At 54.2% G+C, this 19,058-nt stretch carries 13 protein-coding genes and 1 tRNA gene; 3 read left to right on the top strand and 11 right to left on the bottom strand.

What is annotated here, in order from left to right:
* Positions 1-26: 26 nt before the first annotated feature.
* On the bottom strand, positions 27-992 hold the full coding sequence (locus BBOMB_RS01495; RefSeq protein ID WP_044086507.1) for a carbohydrate ABC transporter permease: 966 nt from the start codon (positions 990-992) through the stop codon (positions 27-29).
* A gap of 38 nt (positions 993-1,030) precedes the next feature.
* Positions 1,031-2,320, bottom strand: coding sequence for an ABC transporter substrate-binding protein (locus BBOMB_RS01490; protein WP_044086505.1), 1,290 nt, complete (start codon positions 2,318-2,320; stop codon positions 1,031-1,033).
* 186 nt (positions 2,321-2,506) lie between these two features.
* On the opposite strand from BBOMB_RS01490, the gene BBOMB_RS01485 reads away from it, so the two are divergent.
* A complete protein-coding gene (locus tag BBOMB_RS01485; RefSeq protein ID WP_044086503.1) occupies positions 2,507-3,709 on the top strand; it encodes an ROK family protein in 1,203 nt (400 codons plus the stop codon).
* A gap of 90 nt (positions 3,710-3,799) precedes the next feature.
* Here BBOMB_RS01485 and BBOMB_RS01480 read toward each other — a convergent pair whose 3' ends face one another.
* On the bottom strand, positions 3,800-5,992 hold the full coding sequence (locus tag BBOMB_RS01480; RefSeq protein WP_044086502.1) for an alpha-galactosidase: 2,193 nt from the start codon (positions 5,990-5,992) through the stop codon (positions 3,800-3,802).
* A 201-nt stretch (positions 5,993-6,193) separates the two neighbouring features.
* Positions 6,194-8,479: an alpha-galactosidase gene (locus BBOMB_RS01475; protein WP_044086863.1), complete on the bottom strand. Its 2,286-nt coding sequence runs from the start codon at positions 8,477-8,479 to the stop codon at positions 6,194-6,196.
* Between the two features lie 274 nt (positions 8,480-8,753).
* On the opposite strand from BBOMB_RS01475, the gene BBOMB_RS01470 reads away from it, so the two are divergent.
* A complete protein-coding gene (locus BBOMB_RS01470) occupies positions 8,754-9,866 on the top strand; it encodes a DsbA family protein (RefSeq protein WP_161787681.1) in 1,113 nt (370 codons plus the stop codon).
* 83 nt (positions 9,867-9,949) lie between these two features.
* On the opposite strand, the gene BBOMB_RS01465 is transcribed toward BBOMB_RS01470, so the two are convergent.
* A tRNA-Arg gene (locus BBOMB_RS01465) sits at positions 9,950-10,022 on the bottom strand.
* Positions 10,023-10,222: 200 nt separating this feature from the next.
* Between BBOMB_RS01465 and BBOMB_RS01460 the strand changes: the two genes are divergently transcribed.
* Positions 10,223-11,275 (top strand): Gfo/Idh/MocA family protein, encoded by a 1,053-nt coding sequence (locus BBOMB_RS01460; RefSeq protein WP_044086500.1) that lies wholly within the window; start codon positions 10,223-10,225, stop codon positions 11,273-11,275.
* Between the two features lie 5 nt (positions 11,276-11,280).
* Here the strand turns inward: BBOMB_RS01460 and BBOMB_RS01455 are convergent, their stop codons facing one another.
* The 6 genes from BBOMB_RS01455 to BBOMB_RS01430 all read right to left on the bottom strand — a co-directional run bounded on the left by BBOMB_RS01455 (position 11,281) and on the right by BBOMB_RS01430 (position 18,954).
* The gene (locus tag BBOMB_RS01455) at positions 11,281-12,645 is read right to left on the bottom strand and encodes a PFL family protein (protein ID WP_044086498.1); all 1,365 of its coding nucleotides are present in this window, start codon (positions 12,643-12,645) and stop codon (positions 11,281-11,283) included.
* Positions 12,646-12,810: 165 nt separating this feature from the next.
* The gene (locus BBOMB_RS01450; protein ID WP_044086497.1) at positions 12,811-13,083 is read right to left on the bottom strand and encodes an ACT domain-containing protein; all 273 of its coding nucleotides are present in this window, start codon (positions 13,081-13,083) and stop codon (positions 12,811-12,813) included.
* A gap of 248 nt (positions 13,084-13,331) precedes the next feature.
* Positions 13,332-14,303 carry a carbohydrate ABC transporter permease gene (locus tag BBOMB_RS01445; protein ID WP_414133061.1) on the bottom strand — a complete coding sequence of 324 codons (972 nt, stop codon included), beginning with the start codon at positions 14,301-14,303 and terminating at the stop codon, positions 13,332-13,334.
* Between the two features lie 24 nt (positions 14,304-14,327).
* Positions 14,328-15,278 (bottom strand): ABC transporter permease, encoded by a 951-nt coding sequence (locus tag BBOMB_RS01440; protein WP_193786679.1) that lies wholly within the window; start codon positions 15,276-15,278, stop codon positions 14,328-14,330.
* A gap of 63 nt (positions 15,279-15,341) precedes the next feature.
* Positions 15,342-17,165: an alpha-glucosidase gene (locus BBOMB_RS01435; RefSeq protein WP_044086490.1), complete on the bottom strand. Its 1,824-nt coding sequence runs from the start codon at positions 17,163-17,165 to the stop codon at positions 15,342-15,344.
* Positions 17,166-17,325: 160 nt separating this feature from the next.
* Positions 17,326-18,954 carry an extracellular solute-binding protein gene (locus tag BBOMB_RS01430; protein ID WP_044086489.1) on the bottom strand — a complete coding sequence of 543 codons (1,629 nt, stop codon included), beginning with the start codon at positions 18,952-18,954 and terminating at the stop codon, positions 17,326-17,328.
* Between the last annotated feature and the right edge of the window lie 104 nt (positions 18,955-19,058).

Here is a 19,058-nt window from a genome sequence, read left to right as displayed (position 1 = left end):
GTAGTTTCAGACATTTTCTTTTCCTCTCAGACCTTTTCCCGACTGCTCGAAACCTTGAGCTGAACGAACGCGATGATCGCCAGCACCACAAAGAACAGCACGGCGTTCGCGGTTTGATAGGCGTACTCGCCACCGGTCAGACCGCCCTTCCAAATAAGGTAGGTCACGGTCTCCGTCTTGGAATCAGGGCCGCCGTCGGTCAAAGCCACCACCTGATCGAAGGTGTTGAGCGCATTTTTGAGCGAAAGAACGAGATTGATGGTGAAGAAGGGCCCAATCAGCGGGAAGGTGATCTTCCAGAACTTCTGCCAGGCGTTGACCCCATCCAAGGCGGCGGCTTCATACAGCTCGTCGTCGATGGTCTGCAAACCCGCCAAGTACAGGAGCATGGAATAGGCCGTGCCCTGCCAGACGGCAAGGACGACGATCGGAATCCATGAATAGTGTTCGCTGGTAAGCAACGACTCCGAAAGCCAGGCGATGTGAAGCGCCTTGCCCAGCGCCGGCAACGGCGACATGAAGATGTACTTGAAGACGTAACCGATGACCAACACACCCAGAGTATAGGGGATGAAGAATATGGCACGGAAGCCGTTCTTGAACGCTATATGGGTGTTGAGCGCCACAGCCAGGAACAACGCGAAGACATTGATGAGCACTGTGATGAGAATCGCGATGAGAATCGTGAACAGGTAGGCGTGCCCGACCCTGCTGTCGTGGAACAGAGCCTCATAGTTCTTGAAACCGATCCACTTGTAATCGCCGTACCCTTGGGAATTCGTAAACGAATACCCTACGCCCCGAACGAACGGGAGGTAGAGGAACACGGCGAAGATGATGACGGCCGGCACGGCCATCCAGTAATACGTGGCATCGACCTTGCGCTTCGAAAAAGCCGAGAAACGCTTCTTTTTCGTCGGTGCAGACGCATCGGACCGGTCGACAGCCGCGTTCGACCCGGCGGCAACGGGCCCAGACTTTGATTCAGACATGAAAATCTCCTTAACTGACTGTTTCGATTGACGCTCGTTCATTCAAAGGTTCGTGCTTGGACCTTATCCCACTCGGTCTGCATGGAGTTGGTAAACCCATCCACGTCACCGCTGGTCACCATCGACTGCAGGTAACCGCCGATGTTGATGGATGCCGGGATGTAGTGGTCGCAGAAGTCGGCCAGTTTGTTGCGCTTGAAGAACTTGTTCACACCCTTGAGCGCGGGGTTGCCGAAGTAGGTCTCTTTGAGCGGCGTGATGGCCGACTGCGCGTCGGCGTATTCGTTGAGCTGCTTTTTCTGCATGAGGAAATCGATGAAACGCCTCGCCTCCTGTGGATGCTTGGTCTTGGCACCCATGGTGAGCATGACGTCATCGCCAGCGGTGAGGATCTGCTCATTGGGGTTGTCGGTGGCTGGCATCTGCGCGAACCCCAGATCCATGTTCTTGTTGATCGTGGTGATCTGAGGAATCGCATAGGTACCCAACGGTATGATCGCCGCCTTCCCGTTGGCGAAATCCTGGGTGCCTTGCTGATAGGTGACTCCCTTGTCGGAGGTGGAATGGGAGTACATCTCGACCTCCTGCTTCGCCGGGCGGGTCCACAGCTCCCTGAAGTTTGTCTCGCCTTTTTTCAGCTTTTCGTACCTGTTCTCCGGCACAAGCGTACCGGCCAACGAAGCGAGGGGCGCCTGGGCGGTCCATGAATCAGCAAGAGAGGCCTGAACCGGATTGATTCCCGCCTGCTTGAACTTGTCGAGCATGGCGTTGAAGGCCGTCCATGTCTGCGGCGGATTCTCGGGATCGACTCCGACCTTGCGCCACAATGCCTTGTTGTAGATGTACCCGGAGGCGTTTCCGGCGTAAGGAAGACCATACAGGTGCTTTTTCGCCGGATCCGTGGTCTGCACCAGGTTCCTTGCGATCTTGACCATGCCTGGGTTCAGCTCCTTCACTATCGGATCGTTTGTGAAATCGTGGAACACTCCGGATGCGGCGAACATGCCGAAACTGATGTCGCCGTTGAACGTGATGACGTCAGGCACCCGGTTCTTCACGAAACGGGTGCGCAGATCGGTCTGTGCGTTGGCGGAATTGTTGATGTTGATATGAATGTCGGGATTCTGCTCCTCGAATTCACGGGCCATCGCTTTGAACTGATCCGCCGCTTCTGATTTGAACTGGAAGAAATCAAGGGTGACCTGACTGGTATGCGCACCGCCACAACCCGCCAGAGACACCCCAAGTGACAACGCGCATGCAGTTGCAAACAACGGTTTGAACACATGCCGCATCCTTGGTACTTTCCAATGAAGTCGTGTACCCATTCCAAGGCTCCTTTGACTGTCAAGCCACGGCATCTGCACCGCAGCATTGTGTTTTCATCATACGCAGTTGTTTTTTAGTTTCCCAATTGATGTGTGTCTGTTGTATATTGCAACTCAAAAGCGTATTTTTATATTTGAAGTAAAGTAATTCGCAACGAAATGGTTCATGTATGATCAGGAGGACCCATGAAAACGAATGTTTCCCAATGGCATTGGTTCGAAGCATCGGCATCGACACACCAGACGGTCAAGGCAATCGCGCAGTATGGGCCCATCGCACGCATCGAACTGGCACAGAAGCTGGGGTTGACGCAAGGTGCGCTTTCGCGCATCACCAGCGACCTGATGTATTGGGGCGTCATCAGGGAAGTCCAGAACACGAAGAATCCCACCGTGGACATGAACCATCCTTCGGACAATGCCCCATTAAAGAAGCATCGAATCGGACGCGGACGACCTAAGACGTCTTTGGAACTGTGCGCGCAACAGCGTTCATTCATCGGAATCAACATTCACAGCACTGGCATTACGGCCACCGTGACGGATGCATTGTGCGTCCCGCAGGGCAAATGCCTAAATGAGCCCCTAAAAGGAACCGACGTCACATCGGTGGTACGACAACTCGGCGACATTGCCTTACGTTGCTCCGCCAGCAGCCCTGTTCGCCCTGCCATGATTGGCATCAGTCTGGGTGGTCACAGCGTGGACGGGAGAACCGTGACATACGCGCCCTTCCTTAAATGGGACGGCGATGTGAGGCTCGCTGAGATGATTGAGGACTCGTGTTCCACGCCGACATTGCTTAGCAATGACCTTGATGCGCTGCTGCTTCATGAGAACTGGTTTAGCAACGCCGTGAACGTGCCGCGTTTCGCCCTAGTCACCATCGGTTCAGGCATTGGATATGCTCTTAGTGAAAACGGTGAAGCCGTGGACCGGCCTGACAGAAGCTACGGATTAGTGGGGCATATCCCCCTGGATGCCGAAGGTCCGGTATGCTATGCGGGCCACGCCGGGTGCTCGCAATGCCTTACCACTGATTCCATCGTTTCCGAGTATGCCACGATCATAGGCAAACCATGCAGTATCGAGGAGTTCATGAACGACGTAAACGCCGACAGACCACAGGCCCGCAGACTAATTGACCGTTCATGCTACAGGTTGGGCATATTTATCGCCATCATGTGCAATTTTGCAATGCCCGACAAGGTGTTGATCGGAGGCGAGACCTCTTCGCTCTACCGCCACAACCTCGAATCAATCCGCAAAGGCATGAACGCCTACAGGCCCACGCAGGCGGCGAACATCGACTTCGCCATACCCGATTTCTCTTGGGACTCCTGGGCCATCAGCGCAGCAGCAACCGCCATAGCCAAATACATCGGATAATGAACAGGGCGTCTGCCAGCCGTACAACTTGCTGCCATCACCGCTGCCAGGCGAACACAAGCCATACAGGGCAAAAGCAGTTCAGACGGTTCACAAATCCAGTTCCATATGATGATTAGCCAAGAGAACACAGTCACTCGGCGGAAGCACGAGCTTCGATCCGGCTTCGAAGAATGAACCAACAACCGCCTGATCGGCTGAGTTATACACGACTACCAGTTGTTCGGCTCCCGCAACGCCCGAAGGAAGCGCGACCTCAAGCGTTATGGCGCTTGGGTTACGCACCAGCACCAAGCGCTCATGAGACTCCCCCGTCCTAGCGTTATCGCACCAAAACCCGTAGCCGGCGTTCATGGCCTTTGCACTGATCGTATTAGGAAGCAGGGCGTCGCCAAACTTACCCACTCCATCTGCGCAGACGAACATTCTGCTGGTCTTAAGCGTGGCGAAATGATCACGAACGAAACGCAGCACGGATGCCAGACTTCGCCACTGCGGATCCGTCAGACGGTCCGCACTGAGGTGCAACTCCCATATCGTCGTGCCCCGCATCGCATTGACAAGCAAGTATCGGGCGAAACCGGCATCGCTGTATGGCGTCTCCTCGGCATGCCCGTAAATGGGTTCATGGTTATAGTAATGCGTCAACGGCAGCTGGATGCCACCCTCAAAGGTATTGCGAGCATATATGCGGTCACGCCCGGTGATCGCCTGATCAACTGCTTCACCGGCGGCATCACCGGGCTGTTCACGGTCATCGCAATTCTGAAGCCATATCGAGTTCACCCATTGCAGCATCCACGGCGAGCAGGGCACGTAACTGGTGGCGTTGATGAAGATGTCGGGGTTCTGTTCGCGCATCGCTTCAAAGATGTCGATCCAGCGCTCCCATTGCTGAGTCACGTATGCGTCGGGTTCGCAGTAGTGCTGATGATCCGGGGCGAGGCAAGGCGCCGTGGCGAATCCGTCGAGTTTCCAATAGGCCAGCCGTCCCTCCCGCTGCATACCCAGAAGCCAAGGCTTAAGCTTTCGAAGATAGCGGCCTTCATTGGCGTCGATTACATCACCGAGCGGCGTGTCTTCGTTGACTTCACCATTCCCGCGCGAACGCAGGAACTTCGAGAACGTCCCTTCATAGACATACCCACCCTGAGGGCCGAACCACAAGCCCAGGTTGCGACCGTCGGAACTCATGCGCTCCCCAAGGGCAGGCATGCCTCCGGGGAACTTCGTGTTGAACTCCCAAAAGCCGCTCCGGTTGGCTTCGGTGCCACTGTCGGCTTCATGGATGCCTGTGAACTCCTGGTCGTTGTATGTGTTCCAGCCGTCGTCCAGCACATAGGTGTCGAGTTTCGGCATGCCATATTTCTCCCCGATTCGCGCCATCTGCTCGCATGCGCCAAGGAAACGCCCTCGATCGATGGCAAGGAAAGCCTCGAACCAGCTGTTGTACTGCAGCTTCAGGACGGGCGGCACCACGATCCCTTCCAGGTAGCGCCAAAAATCACCTCGAAGACCCTCCATGTCTGTGGCGGAGGACGCAACGGCCACACTCTTCCACGATGTCCACGGATTATCGCGGCAATCCTCCAACGGCATCGCCGTCCGATAGTCCAACCTCGCCGCCACACCATCTGCCGTGAACCCGTCGGGCACATAAGCCAAACCCAGTTGTTCGAACGCAACGGCATCGTTCTTGTTGGCCGGGAAACGACTACCCATGATCAGGCCCTTGAAATAAACCGGTTCACCCAATTGCATCTGCTCCGCGGTGTAGCCGTCGGCATAGCGGGACACATCGAAGGTAGGCGGTGCCGTGAACACCAGATCCTCACTTCCTGCCGTAAGCACATCCATGAACAAATGCCTTAGACGCCTATCGGTAGGTCGGCCATCAAGTGACAAGGTGACGGTGCTTTCCAGACCTGTCCCGTCGTGCCCCGTCCCACCGTCCGAAGCGATGCTTTCATAATGGACGGCAAGCTGCGAACCATCAGCCAACTCATATGGCACGAAATCGATCGATACCGTCCTTCCATCACTCTGAACACGAGCCACATTCAACCGACTTGACAGGATGTCCTCACACGCCCCGTCGATGCCGGAATCAATCCGAAGGACGAATAACTCAACTACGGCATATTCCTTTCGCGGACGCGTGAGTTGCGAGGAGATGGAACCGCCTATGATTCTGACGCCCCCCGTCTCAGGCCCAACCCCGACGGATATGGTACGGCACGACGCACCGTCGGAGATTCGATATCGCTCTTGCTTGCCGTCCATGGCGTTCCTTTCGGTAGACCTGCACCAATCGCAATGAATGGATGCACGCCTAACGCCAACCGGTCCAACGCTCACACCGGGCGACCGCCGCATGTCATTGCGGACATCCATCCGCCCCATCATACGTTGCCACCCGATACATCCTGCGCCGTCGTTCACTAGGCAAGACACCACGAGTAAAACACCACGGCAGAGGTGTTGCTATTCCACTTTGACCGCCTCAAACACGACGGCCTGAGCCGGGTTGATGCTTGGCAGGCGCAGGCCGTAGCTTCCCAAAGCCTCACCGTCAAGCTCCACGCCTTCCTGATTCCACCACAGGCACGGTGACTGCGCATTTCCGATATCCTCGGCCTGCAGGTCTTCACTGACGCACAAAGGGCGAACACGGTACAACGCCTTCCGATCCAAGCCTGGAAGACGCACAGGCGCAGCCGGATAGGTCTGCGAGGTCGTCAACTGGGTGAAGCGATATGTCGCTCGGCGCTGACCCACAGACACCACGCCATCCAGTCTGACTGCCGGATCGCAGTCGTCACCGTGGACGACGCGACCAGTGCGGAAATCCTCCCGTCGATCCTTGAAAACAGCTATCCAGCTCCCCAACTCCTCAAGTGATTCATCGTTCTGCTTCAATAGGTTCCATTCCACTCCCATTGAGCCGAACAAAGCCGTCGCCATGCGCATATGCTCACTTGTCGCCCGTGCGGTGGAGTGGGCTGGGCTGTCTCCGACATGCTCACCCAGCATCTCAGGTGGCACGAGCAATGATGTATAGCGTTGTATGTCGGTGCGTTCCACCGGATCGACGCAATCGGAGACCCAGATGCGGTCCGCGAACTCAAGGATGCCCAAATCAACGCGGGCACCACCCGAGGCGCAGCTTTCGATTTCCAGTTCAGGATGTCTCGCCTTCAAATCACTGAACATCCGGTACACCGCCAACGTCTGCCGATGCACCGCCGGGAGGCCTGAATTGAGCGAAACCGCCTCCGTGACCCACTTATTGTGGTCCCACTTGATGTAGTCGATGCCGAGACGTTCGACCAACGAGTCCATGGCCCCGAAAACATGACGGTAGGCTTCGGGATTGGTCAGATCCATGACCTGCTGGCTGCGTCCCTGCATGGGAAGACGGTGCTGATCGGCATGCAGAACCCACTCCGGATGTTTGCGTGCGGCATCGGAATCGGGACTTATCATCTCCGGTTCGAACCATAGTCCAAACTGCATTCCCCTGGCATGCACATGATCCGCGAGCGCTGCAAGACCGCGTTTGCCTTCAGGCCAGACCTGTCGGGAAACAACCCAGTCTCCAAGCGCCTTGGTATCGTCGCGTCTTGCTCCGAACCACCCGTCATCCACCACGAACCTCTCAACGCCGACTTGAGCGGCCTTATCTGCAAGCTCAGCCAATGTCTCGAAATTCTGGTTGAAGTACACGGCTTCCCAGGTATTGAGGTTCACCGGCCGCGGTTTCCTCGCGAAATTCGGGTGACATGAACGCACATACTGATGGAAGCGCGCGGAGGCCTCATCCAATCCGCTGCCGTACGACCCATAAACCCAAGGAGTGGTATAGCATGTCGTTTCAGCCGTCAAGGTCATGCGGTCATCGCTGGGCGTCGAATCCACCACGCTCTCTACGACCGGGTCAAGAACCACTTCACCGTCAAACAGGCATTCGCCGCCGCCAATCATCGCCTGGGTGTAGGGTGTGCGTTCACCATACAGCACGCTGTTCCCACTCCAACCTACATGAGTGCAATACACTTCTCCCCGCTCGAAGCCGAATCCCGGCGTTCCCAATGTCAACAGGAGCGACGCATCAAAATCGGGCCTACCGACGAGGGACTCCTTCTGGAATCTGCCGATGGTCAACGGCTGGCGCTGTGGGGAACGTTCGCGCAGGTGATGCCCAGTCGTGGTCATCATCTCACAGGCATCCGCCGGTACGGGGTAACCCAGTTCAACCCGGCCCACCGTCAGGACGCCTTCACCGATGTTGTGCACGTGCATGCGTTGGCGCACCAAACCACCATCGTCGATTTCGCATGTCCAAGTCAACGCCACACCCTGGTCGTCGTCCTTCGCGAACACGTCGACCGCCGGAACCTCGATTCCACCGAAGCGCAGATGGGTGCCGACCCGCACCTGCGAGACATGGAAACGACAGTACAGCTCACGACCGGCCCTGGCCACCCTGAATTTTGTGGAGCCGGTCCATGCCTCGGACTGCAAGGGAAGCACGCTGACCCAAGCGGTCTCGTCCAACGCACCCGAGACGCGCTGTGGGCGCAAAGCCTGGTATGCGTTGAGCAGACTCTTCGGATAAGCCAGGGGCCTGCCCCAGTGGACGAACCTCGGCAACGCGTCACCTACGAACAACAAAGCGAACGCGGCATAGGAAGCCTCGCTGCAGCCATACACGAGCTTCAATCTTTCTCCGTCCGCACATATGGTTTCAAACTGACTGACCTGCGTCATCGCACATTCCTTTCGAACTTCATTCCAGTCATCTTCAGCGACATTCATGACACTAGCCTGCATCGCCTTTCTTGCCAGCGTCAGCGTGTCCTGTGAGAACGACAAGAAAACAGACGGACATCGGGCGTCATATCGCTTCGGGCGCATATTTCGCACCCGCGTCATAGACTTTTCATGGATCCGGATTGTGTGAACCGCTTGTCCACACGACCGGAATCAGATATGAGAAAGATCATTTCGGGTTCCCTCGTCAACCAATATGAGGATGGTATACATGTCATCACAGCGCCGCAGAAACAAGAACGCCATGAAAAACACGAAACACAATGACACACGGGAAACGAGCGGCGTAGCCAAGAACGGAGCGAAGAACGCCGATGCATCGCGCCCAGGTTCCGACTCAGGAAGGGCCAGAGCCAAGGAGACATCCGAACAGTTAGCCGCGCAGGCACAGCAGCAGGAACGGCGGCAGACCACCATCATCGGAATATCGGCATGCGTGGCTGTCATAGCGGTCATCGCATGCATCGCGACCGTGGTGTGGGCGCTTAACCGCCCCGCTGCGAGCAACTCGTCGCAAAACGCGAATCAGACGGCCCAGAACTCACAGAGTGACGTCGGCAAGGACAATGCCTCATCGGACAAGGTCAACCTGAGACAGGCCAGAACCAACGTGGGAGCTGTTAAGGTGGCACCTGAACACTCCGACTCGAACGGCGGCTTCCTGCTTTCCAGGAACGGTTTGGACAAACCCGTCAAGAACGCTCCGACCGTCGCCGTCTACATGGACTTCATGTGCCCAGGCTGCGGCGCCTTGGACCGGCAGATGGCACCGACATGGAACACAATGATCGCATCCGGACAAATAAACATGGAGATTCACCCCAACGCCTTCCTCGATGCGATGTCATCGGACAATTACTCGACACGCGCCGCGTCCGCCGTGGCGTATGTGGCGGACAAGGATCCGCAACACGCGATGGCGTTCATACAGAACCTCTTCGACACAGGTTTCCAGCCGAAGGAAGGCCCCGAATATACGCCCATCTCCGATGAGGCCATAAAGAACCAGGCAATCAAGGCCGGTGTGAGCGAGGATGTGGCATCCCAAGCCGTCAGGGGCGACTATAAGCAGTGGATTCAGGCGCTCGCCATCTACACCCCCATGCGTCCGGCAGTACAGCATCCCGATGGCGCGAACAAGGGCGAGATGACCACGCCCACCATCACCATCAACGGAGAATACTGGGATCAGTCCGAAGCCATGAGCACAGGTCATTCGGTCAATGACGCCTTCCTGCATGCCATAGGTCTGAAAAGCGAAGACATCGGCACGGCCCATAAGATGCCTTCCATCGGAGCCAAAGGCAAACCCAAGGCCGAGTGACCCGCAGACAAGTCGGCACGACGAACGGAGCCAATGAGGGTAGCAATGGAAGGCACCCTCATTGGCTCCGTTCCAGTGGTATGTGCCCGGAATCAGATTCGAACTGACGACACCCGCTTTAGGAGAGCGGTGCTCTATCCCCTGAGCTACCCGGGCAACATACTGTATTCTACACGGTGCGAGGACCGCGCAACACCAAGGACGGCGAAATTATGCCACTGTGGCTACCATGGTTTCGAAGCCGAAAACCGATACAATCGGAGCCACAGGCACGTGAACCGGTATGAGACATCGACCGGAGAGTATAATCATCGCAATCCTTGTGTGGATTGCCAGAATTCCAGCGAAGGAGCACCATGAGCAAACTGAATGGAAAACGCGAGCAGGCGCGCAGTGAGGGTCTGAAAGTAAACGTGGCGATTCTCGGGGCAGGGAGCATAGCCAACGCCATGGCTGAGACACTGAACGCCATGACCCACACACGCGAGTATGGTGGACTAGTCAATCTCTATGCCGTGGCGGCAAGGGATGCCGGGCGAGCTGCGCAGTTCGCAAGTCGATACGGTTTGCCGGTCTCATACGGTTCCTATGCGGAGCTTCTGGCGGACCCGGACGTCGATCTGATCTACATAGCCACCCCTCACAGCCTGCACGCCGAACAGGGGCTGGCTTGCATCGAGGCCGGTAAAAACATTCTGGTGGAGAAGGCGTTCACAGCCAATGCAAGTCAGGCGCAGGAGCTGCTCACGGCAGCCGAGCGTTCGGGTCTGCTGTGCACTGAGGCCATCTGGCCGCGTTACATGCCCTCACGCGCCATCATCGACGACATCCTCGAATCCGGAGCGATCGGCGAAGTGAAGGCGGCCAGTGCGAACCTAGGCTACCCCACCCACTACAAAAAGCGCATAACGGATCCGAACCTAGCGGGTGGCGCGCTGCTCGACGTCGGTGTGTATACATTGAACTTCGTCGACATGGCGCTGTCCGACCGTTCCCAGCGGCACATAGACCGCATCGAAACGTCGATGCTCCCCTACGAAACGGGCGTCGACGCGCATGACTCCATCACGTTGTATTACGATGACGGCGTCATGGCAACGAACGCCGCCTCCATGCTTGCCGTATCGGACCGTACCGGTACGGTATGGGGCACGGACGGCTATCTCATCGTCCAAAATGTCAACAATCCCGAGTCTATTGACGTTTTTGACAAAGAACATCATATGGCGAAGCACTACGCTGTCCCTAGGCAACTCACCGGTTATGAGTATGAAGTGGCCGCCGCGGCAAACGCCGTTCTGGACGGCGAAACCGAATGCACACAAATGCCCCATGCGGACACCTTGCGGATCATGGAGCTCATGGACAGTATCCGCGGTGAATGGGGTCTGAAATACCCGTTCGAGTGAGGGATTTAGTTTTTGAAGCTGTGGATGGGAGCGGGTATGCGGCCACCACGTGTGACAAACGCATCACAGGAAGTCCGGTTGACCGCAATGATAGGTGCATACCCCATAAGACCACCGAAATTGGCCTGCTCCCCCACCTTCTTGCCGTAAACCGGTATGACGCGTACCGCCGTGGTCTTTTGATTGACCATGCCGATGGCGGCTTCATCCGCTATCATCCCGCTGATGGTGCCCGAAGACGTGTCGCCGGGTATCGCGATCATGTCAAGGCCAACGGAGCAGACGCAGGTCATGGCTTCAAGCTTCTCAATCGTCAGGTAGCCACGACCTGCCGCCTCGATCATCGCCTTGTCTTCCGAAACGGGGATGAACGCCCCCGAAAGACCGCCCACATAGGAGGAGGCCATGATTCCGCCTTTCTTGACCTGGTCATTGAGCATGGCAAGAGCGGCCGTGGTACCCGGTGCACCGACCCGATCCAATCCCATTTTCTCCAGCACCTCGCCCACGGAATCGCCCGCCGCTGCCGTAGGCGCAAGGGAAAGGTCGATGATGCCGAACGGTATGCCGAGCCTGCGCGAAGCCTCTTGGGCGACGAGCTGACCGACACGGGTGATTTTAAACGCCGTCCTCTTGATTGTCTCGCAAAGATATTCGAAATTCCGTCCTTCGGTATCATCAAGTGCGCGGGACACGACACCAGGCCCAGAAACACCGACATTGACGACCACATCGCCCTCAGTGACGCCGTGAAAGCCACCGGCCATGAACGGATTGTCATCTGGAGCGTTGCAAAAAGCCACGAATTTGGTGCAGCCGTCGCTATCGTGCCCGCGCGTCTCGTAGGCGATGTCCTTGATGACGGTACCGAGCAATGCCACGGCATCCATATCGATGCCCGTCTTCGTGGAACCGACATTCACCGACGAACATACAATGTCGGTTTCACTCAGAGCCCGGGGCAATGAACGAATCAGCATTTCATCGGCCGCGGTCATCGATTTGCTGACCAAGGCGGTGTAGCCCCCGATGAGGTCAACACCCACCTTTTTGGCCGCCGTGTCCAAAGCATGGGCTATCCGCACGAAATCATCGGATGAATGGCATACGCTCGCCCCCACCAGCGCAATCGGGGTGACCGTGATGCGCTTGTTCACGATAGGCACACCGTAATCACGACTGATGGCGTCCCCAGTGGACACCAAATCATGAGCCTTGTCGACGATCTTCCCATAAACCTTCTCACAGGTGTCATCCACATTGGCACCCACGCAGTCCAACAAGGAAATACCCATAGTGATGGTTCGAACGTCAAGCTTCTCCCGCTCAATCATCTGATTGGTCTCGCCAACCTCGGTTATGTTGATCATGTGCCTTCCTTTATGATTCCGGTCCTCCCGCGGTTCGGGGCCGCGCGCGTGCAAGTCACGGCCCATGCACGACAGCTAGGACACACGGTTGGGCCTCCGGCCCACCATCACCTGCGGCGGTGAGCCGGATGACGGTTTCCCGAAGGTTCATCTCTTACTCTGAATTCAAACACGGTGCATCTTCGTGAAGATCTCCTCACGCTGGCACCGCACACTCACTCCGATCCGGTTCCCCAAGGTTTCAAGGCCTTCGACCAACGAGCCAAAATCCGCCGCATCCCTGGAGCAATCCACGATCATCATCATGGAGAAGAATCCATCGGTTATGGTCTGCGAGATATCAAGCACATTGACCTGTCGCTGGGCCAAGTATGTGCAGACCCGGGCTATAATGCCGACCGTGTCCTTACCTACGACTGTGATGATTGCCTTGTCCATGAGCATACTTTCTGTTTAAGACGATACGCCGATCAGACAGCACAAGAACCGTTCCCATACTTGCAAACGGAGGAACAGCCTCATACAGGGCGCAAATTCAACCATTTGTCTAGAGGATACCCAACGGTCCGGATATCGGTTCACAAACACAACGAACGCCGTCATACCATCCCATTGCCCTTGGGACCGCTTACGGCGCTCGACGTGATAAAGACTCGGTGACAACTACGCCAACCGACGAAAACAAGCTATCCTTTGATTGCTCCAATCATGACGCCTTTATTGAAGTACTTCTGGATGAATGGGTAAATCACAAGTAACGGAAGCGTCGAAACTATAATGATTCCGAACTTGATCTGATCGGCGAAGTTTTGTGATGTCATGGTCGCCATCGATGTTGCAGCACCGCCGCTCTGATTCGCTTGATTGGCCAAGAGAATCATCTGAAGCACATTCTGCAACGGCTGTTGATTCTGGTTTCGGATGTAAATTAATCCGGTGAAGTAATCATTCCAATGACCAACAAAGTAATACAATCCGATAACCGCGATTATTGCCCCTGAAAGTGGAATTACGATTCTGAAAAAGAAACCGAAATACGATTCACCGTCGACACGTGCCGCATCATGTAGTTCTTCGGGAATCGAAGACTCAAAGAAAGAGCGGGCAATAATCATGTTGTACACACTGAATGCCCCAGGCAAGATGAACACCCACATGCTGTTGAGCAAATTCAAGCTTTTCATCAGCAGATAAGAAGGAATCATGCCACCTGAGAAGAACATGGTGAACGTGAATAGGAACATGATGACACGACGCGGCTTGAACTCCTTGCGCGACAGAGCGAAAGCGGAAGGTATCGTAACAATCAGATTCACTGCAGTGCCAAGAATCGTATACACAATGGTGTTGCGATAACCAAGCCAGATTCGTTGATCTTCCAGTACTTTTCGATACCCTTCCAGGCTCACGCCTTTAGGCAGCAGGGTAACCTGCCCGGTTGAAACAGCTGTCGGACTCGAGAACGAGGCTATTACGACAAACCACAATGGGTACAGAACCAAGACCACTATAAGCGCCAGCACTAGGAAAATGATGACATCCACAGCCCAATCCCCCAAAGTTTTCGTTTGCTGGACGTGCTTGTTCCATGGCGCATCTCCAATGGCTGCGGCTGCAGGCCGCGCCGGGGACACGGTTTGCCCTTCTTTTTTTTGGATTACTTGAAGTCATACCGACTCTCCTTAAAAAATACTGGAATCGGAAACCTTCTTCGAGATGAAGTTAGCTAGCATCAGGAAGAAGAAGTTCACTACGGAATTGAATAGGCCGATGGCCGTGGAGTAGGAGAATTGGTTGTCAAGAATACCGATACGGTAGGTATACGTCGAGATAACTTCGGAAGCGGTGATATTAAGTGTGTTCTGCATAAGCCACACCTTTTCAAATCCGACACCCAGCACTGAACCCATCTGCAGGATGAGTAAAATTCCCACAGTGGGCAGAATCGTGGGAATGTCGACGTAACGAATCAACGACAACCTTCCCGCCCCATCGATTTTCGCGGCTTCATACAATGCCACATCAACACTTGAAAGGGCAGCAAGATAAATGATGCAGTTCCACCCCACATGTTGCCATACCTCACTGATCCAGTAAATCGGTGTGAATGCGTTTGGATCGCCAAGAAGGCTTGTCTTGCCAAAGAATCGTCCCAACAAACCAGAGCCGGGAGTGAAAAATATGTTCAGCATGGACACGATGACCACCGTCGAGATAAAATGCGGCATGTATGTTATGGTCTGTACAAAACTTTTGACATTTGAGCTGCCTATCTGATTAATCAGCAAAGCCAGCACGATGGGCGCAATGAAACCCATTACAAGAGTCCACAACGATATCCTAACTGTATTCGTCAAAATCTCCTTGAACATCGGATCGTTGAAAAACTGCTGGAAATATCTGAACCCTACGGCTTTCCCCCCGGTAAGGCCGGTCGTGATGTCGTAATCACGGAACGCAAGCTGTACGCCATACATAGGAACATAGGCGAACACTAATACGAAGGCTATGGATGGAATCACAAACACCCATAATTGCCAATACAGCTTAAAATGAATGGCAAGCCGCCTGAAAATCGATTCATGTTTGCGAGCCTCAATATTGCCCCGGACATCCACCGGACCCGCATTCATGGCGACTTTTTTATCGGTCGCTACCATGCTTCCTCCTTTGATTGTACTCATAACTGGCCGCCATTACAATTCACATACGAATGCGGTCCAAGGTTCCAGAATGCCTTGCTCCACCTGATTCGAAATGCTTTCTGTCGCAACGTTAGCTATCAGAACGTTCCGTCCAACCAAGCCACGTTCGCCAAGCAGACCGCATGTCTGTTCCGGCAAAACGGCGTTGGTGGATGACATGTTGACCGCAGTCAACAGTCGTCGACCGTCAAGCTCGCGCACGAAAGCGTAGACCCTCTCATCAAGAGGGTCCATCATCTCGAACCCACCAGCCGATACCACCTCATCTTCATGACGAAGCGAGATAAGACGTTTATAGAATGAATAGACCGATTCTGGATCACACATCTCCAGCTCGACGTTTATTTCGCCTTTGTTGGCATTTACCTCAAGCCAAGGAGACCGCTGTGATTCAGGTGAAGTAAAACCCGCATATTCACTGGCATCCCACTGCATAGGCGTGCGTGAATTGTCTCGACTCACCTTTGACAAGGAATCCATCATGGATTGTGCGCTTTGCACTCTAGCCTCATCGACCCTCTGATGGTATGAATTAATTGACTCCAAATCGCGGTATTGATCCAATCTGGTAAAACCGGCGTTCGTCATTCCTAGTTCCTCACCCTGGTAGATATAAGGCGTACCTCGATGCATATGCATAAGCAGAGCAAGGGCTTTAGCAGACTTGATGCGAAGACGAGGCGACGAGGTGTCGCCCCAACGCGACACCGACCTAGGCTGGTCATGGTTGTTGAAGTATAGACTGGCCCAGCCCCGGTCCTTTACGGCGGACTGCTGGCTGGCCATAGCTCGCTTGAGCTTGGTCAACCGAAGCGGTTGAATGTTCCACTTGGTACCAGCTTGATCAGCCCCCATATGGTCGAACAGGAAAATCATATCGAGTTCGCGGTTGTCGGGATCGGTGATTTCGCGGTTGCGAATAGGTGATATGCCTTGTCCTTCCCCGACCGTGAACGTACCTTTCCTGCCTTCAAAAACCTCTCGCCTCATCTCCCTGAGGTACTCGTCAAGCCTTGGGCCGTCTTGACACAACGGCCACGGGTTTGAGTAACCTTCCTCACCTACCGGGGTATCTTCGATGAGCCCTTGAGCTTCACCGGGCAGTCTTCCGTTCTTATCGACACGTTTAGAAATGAGGGTGATGACATCCATACGGAAACCATCGACCCCCCTGTCCAGCCACCAGTTCATCAAGTCATACACCGCTCGACGTACGTCCGGGTTCTCCCAGTTGAGGTCAGGCTGTTTTTTGGAGAAGGTGTGAAGATAGTACTCACCGCGCCCGGCATCATACTGCCAAGCGGAACCACCAAATGTCCCTCCCCAACGATTGGGTTCGGCACCCGGAGTCCCTGCAACGAATCCCTCTCTTGCGGGCCTCCACCAATACCAATCCGCATACTTGGAATCTTTGTCTCGTGATTCCTGGAACCAACGATGTTCATCGGACGTGTGGTTCACCACCAGATCCATGACCACTTTGATACCGCGGATGTGAGCCTGCTCAATCAGCTCATCCATGTCGCCCAATGTACCGAACATGGGATCGATATCGCGATAATCCGAGATATCGTATCCGTTATCGTCTTGTGGAGAAACATAAATCGGGCTGAGCCAGATGATATCCACCCCAAGATCCACCAAATAGTCAAGCTTGGAAGTGATGCCTTTGAGATCACCGAATCCGTCACCGTTGGCATCCTTGAAGCTTCTTGGATAAATCTGATACACCACAGCATTGGCCCACCAAGGGTTGGGAGTCGCTCCATTGGTGTGTACATCGTCGGGTATATGCCGCAAGTGGTCAAGTGTCATGAAGTTGTTCCTTCTTCTGTCTTCATATCCCTGCAATTTGGACATGAAAAGAAAACTACTGTATTAAAAATGCAAGCATCGCCGCAGAATGGACGGCGCAAGATCTGCGAGATGCAGGTCCTCGACCTTGATCTGCGGTCCTCGCCGTCCAGAATCCACATTACTTGGCTACGTTGTTCATATCGACATCCATTTTTCTCATATTCTTCTTGAAAGAGTCATAAACCTGCTGTTCGATGCGGATGTTTTCGTCCAACTTGTTCTTCTTCAGACTCTCCACATAGGTATCCCATTCATCGTCAACTCCACCTTTAGTGACCCAATTGGCGAACTTACTCATCGCGCCCTGAGTAATACCGGTGTAATTGGCGTTAAGAGTCTTGGATTGGTCGGAAGTCATCGGCATGTTGGCATACAGGACGTCCTTATTGAAATCGATGTTCTTATAATCTTCGTCATATACGCCATCGACATCATGATAGGCCGTATGGATGCTTGGAAGATTAAGCTTCATCTTATCGTTAATCCAGCCAGGGGCTCGGTCACCCATAGAAACCTGGAATTGCCAATCGCCGTTCTCAGGCTTTGGAATAATCGTATAATCATCGGTCCCGTTCTTTTTGACAGCCTCGCCGAACGAACCATACCTTGATTCGACCGACAGATCAGCGCTGTACAGGGCATCGACGATTTTGAGAGCGGCATCCTTGTTCTTGACCTTGGCGGAAACCACCACACGGTCGGGCATATAGGCCAATTCATCACCATTGAATGGTGACACCGTCTTCTCACTCTGATTCTCTGAGGCCTTAAGAGTCGGGATTGTGATGTACTGATCTTGATTTTCGGTACCGAACGTTCCTTCGGGAGTATACATCCAAGTGACGCCTACTTTTGCAGTCTTGCCATCGCCTCTCGTCGTATTGATGAATTTCGACCAATCATGGGTGAAAGCCTCAGGATTTATCAGATTCTCGGACCAAAGGGTGTGCAGATATTGTATTAACTTCTTATATCTTGCATCGGTCAGGTAATTCTTTACCTTGCCGTTCTCCGCATACATTCCCAAGGCGCCATTAGGCACCGTGATTCCTTCACTTGCAAGAAGCACATTCGGTTGAAACAGACCAAAACCACCGGTTCCAGGAGAATTGAAGTCCATAGGAATCTCGTCAGCCTCGCCGTTGCCGTTCGGATCCTGAGTTTTGAACGCTTTGAGCACATCATGAAGTTCATCCCAAGTCGTCGGCACTTTCAAACCCAGTTTGTCGAGCCAGGTCTTGTTGATGAACATATGCGTACTGCTTCGTGGATATACGGCCCCGGCCACCCCCGGCACGCCCAGTATTTTCCCATCTGTAGTCGTTGAGATGGCCTTTGAATATGGGTCTTCCTTAAACATCTTCGACACATTCGGCATGTTCTTAAGCTCTGGGGTCAAGTCAAGGAAGAGACTCCCATATTCGCTCATGTCGCCGGAGCCAAACCCGCGTATATTGATATCGGGAACATCGCCTGCAGCCAGGGAAGCCTTTTTTTGCTGATCCCACGCGGGGTCACCGACTTCCTGCCAATTGATGGAACAGCCGCACGCTTTCTCGAGACTTTTTGTCCACGCTTGATCGGTCATCTTCTTCATGCGGGAATCCTTGATCACCTGAACGGTGACAATGGGCTTTCCATCTTTCGTCGTAGCCGCTTTGTCCGAACCTCCGCAGCCAGCCAGGAGCAGCATGCAGGTGGCACACAGCGCCGCTCCCGCCTTCGTTACGACAGTAGCTCTACTCATAAGAACCCTCCAACCTCTTTGCGTCTTTGCTGAATTAATCTGCTCTTTCGAGCGATTTTAGTATAACAAAAGAGTATTTTTTGCGCAACATTTGCTGTATATTT

It is taken from the genome of Bifidobacterium bombi DSM 19703 (assembly GCF_000737845.1).
Taxonomy (GTDB): Bacteria; Actinomycetota; Actinomycetes; order Actinomycetales; family Bifidobacteriaceae; genus Bifidobacterium; species Bifidobacterium bombi.
The sequence above is the reverse complement of the archived record's forward strand: the minus strand, read 5'-3'. Positions and strand labels throughout refer to the sequence as shown.

Bases quoted from the DNA above. Each gene is read 5' to 3' on its own strand.
- BBOMB_RS01480 (WP_044086502.1), bottom strand. From the start codon at position 5,992: ATGGACGGCAAGCAAGAGCGATATCGAATCTCCGACGGTGCGTCGTGC.
- BBOMB_RS01485 (WP_044086503.1), top strand. From the start codon at position 2,507: ATGAAAACGAATGTTTCCCAATGGCATTGGTTCGAAGCATCGGCATCG.
- BBOMB_RS01460 (WP_044086500.1), top strand. From the start codon at position 10,223: ATGAGCAAACTGAATGGAAAACGCGAGCAGGCGCGCAGTGAGGGTCTG.
- BBOMB_RS01490 (WP_044086505.1), bottom strand. From the start codon at position 2,320: ATGGGTACACGACTTCATTGGAAAGTACCAAGGATGCGGCATGTGTTC.
- BBOMB_RS01455 (WP_044086498.1), bottom strand. From the start codon at position 12,645: ATGATCAACATAACCGAGGTTGGCGAGACCAATCAGATGATTGAGCGG.
- BBOMB_RS01475 (WP_044086863.1), bottom strand. From the start codon at position 8,479: ATGACGCAGGTCAGTCAGTTTGAAACCATATGTGCGGACGGAGAAAGA.
- BBOMB_RS01435 (WP_044086490.1), bottom strand. From the start codon at position 17,165: ATGACACTTGACCACTTGCGGCATATACCCGACGATGTACACACCAAT.
- BBOMB_RS01440 (WP_193786679.1), bottom strand. From the start codon at position 15,278: ATGAATGCGGGTCCGGTGGATGTCCGGGGCAATATTGAGGCTCGCAAA.
- BBOMB_RS01470 (WP_161787681.1), top strand. From the start codon at position 8,754: ATGTCATCACAGCGCCGCAGAAACAAGAACGCCATGAAAAACACGAAA.
- BBOMB_RS01430 (WP_044086489.1), bottom strand. From the start codon at position 18,954: ATGAGTAGAGCTACTGTCGTAACGAAGGCGGGAGCGGCGCTGTGTGCC.
- BBOMB_RS01495 (WP_044086507.1), bottom strand. From the start codon at position 992: ATGTCTGAATCAAAGTCTGGGCCCGTTGCCGCCGGGTCGAACGCGGCT.
- BBOMB_RS01450 (WP_044086497.1), bottom strand. From the start codon at position 13,083: ATGGACAAGGCAATCATCACAGTCGTAGGTAAGGACACGGTCGGCATT.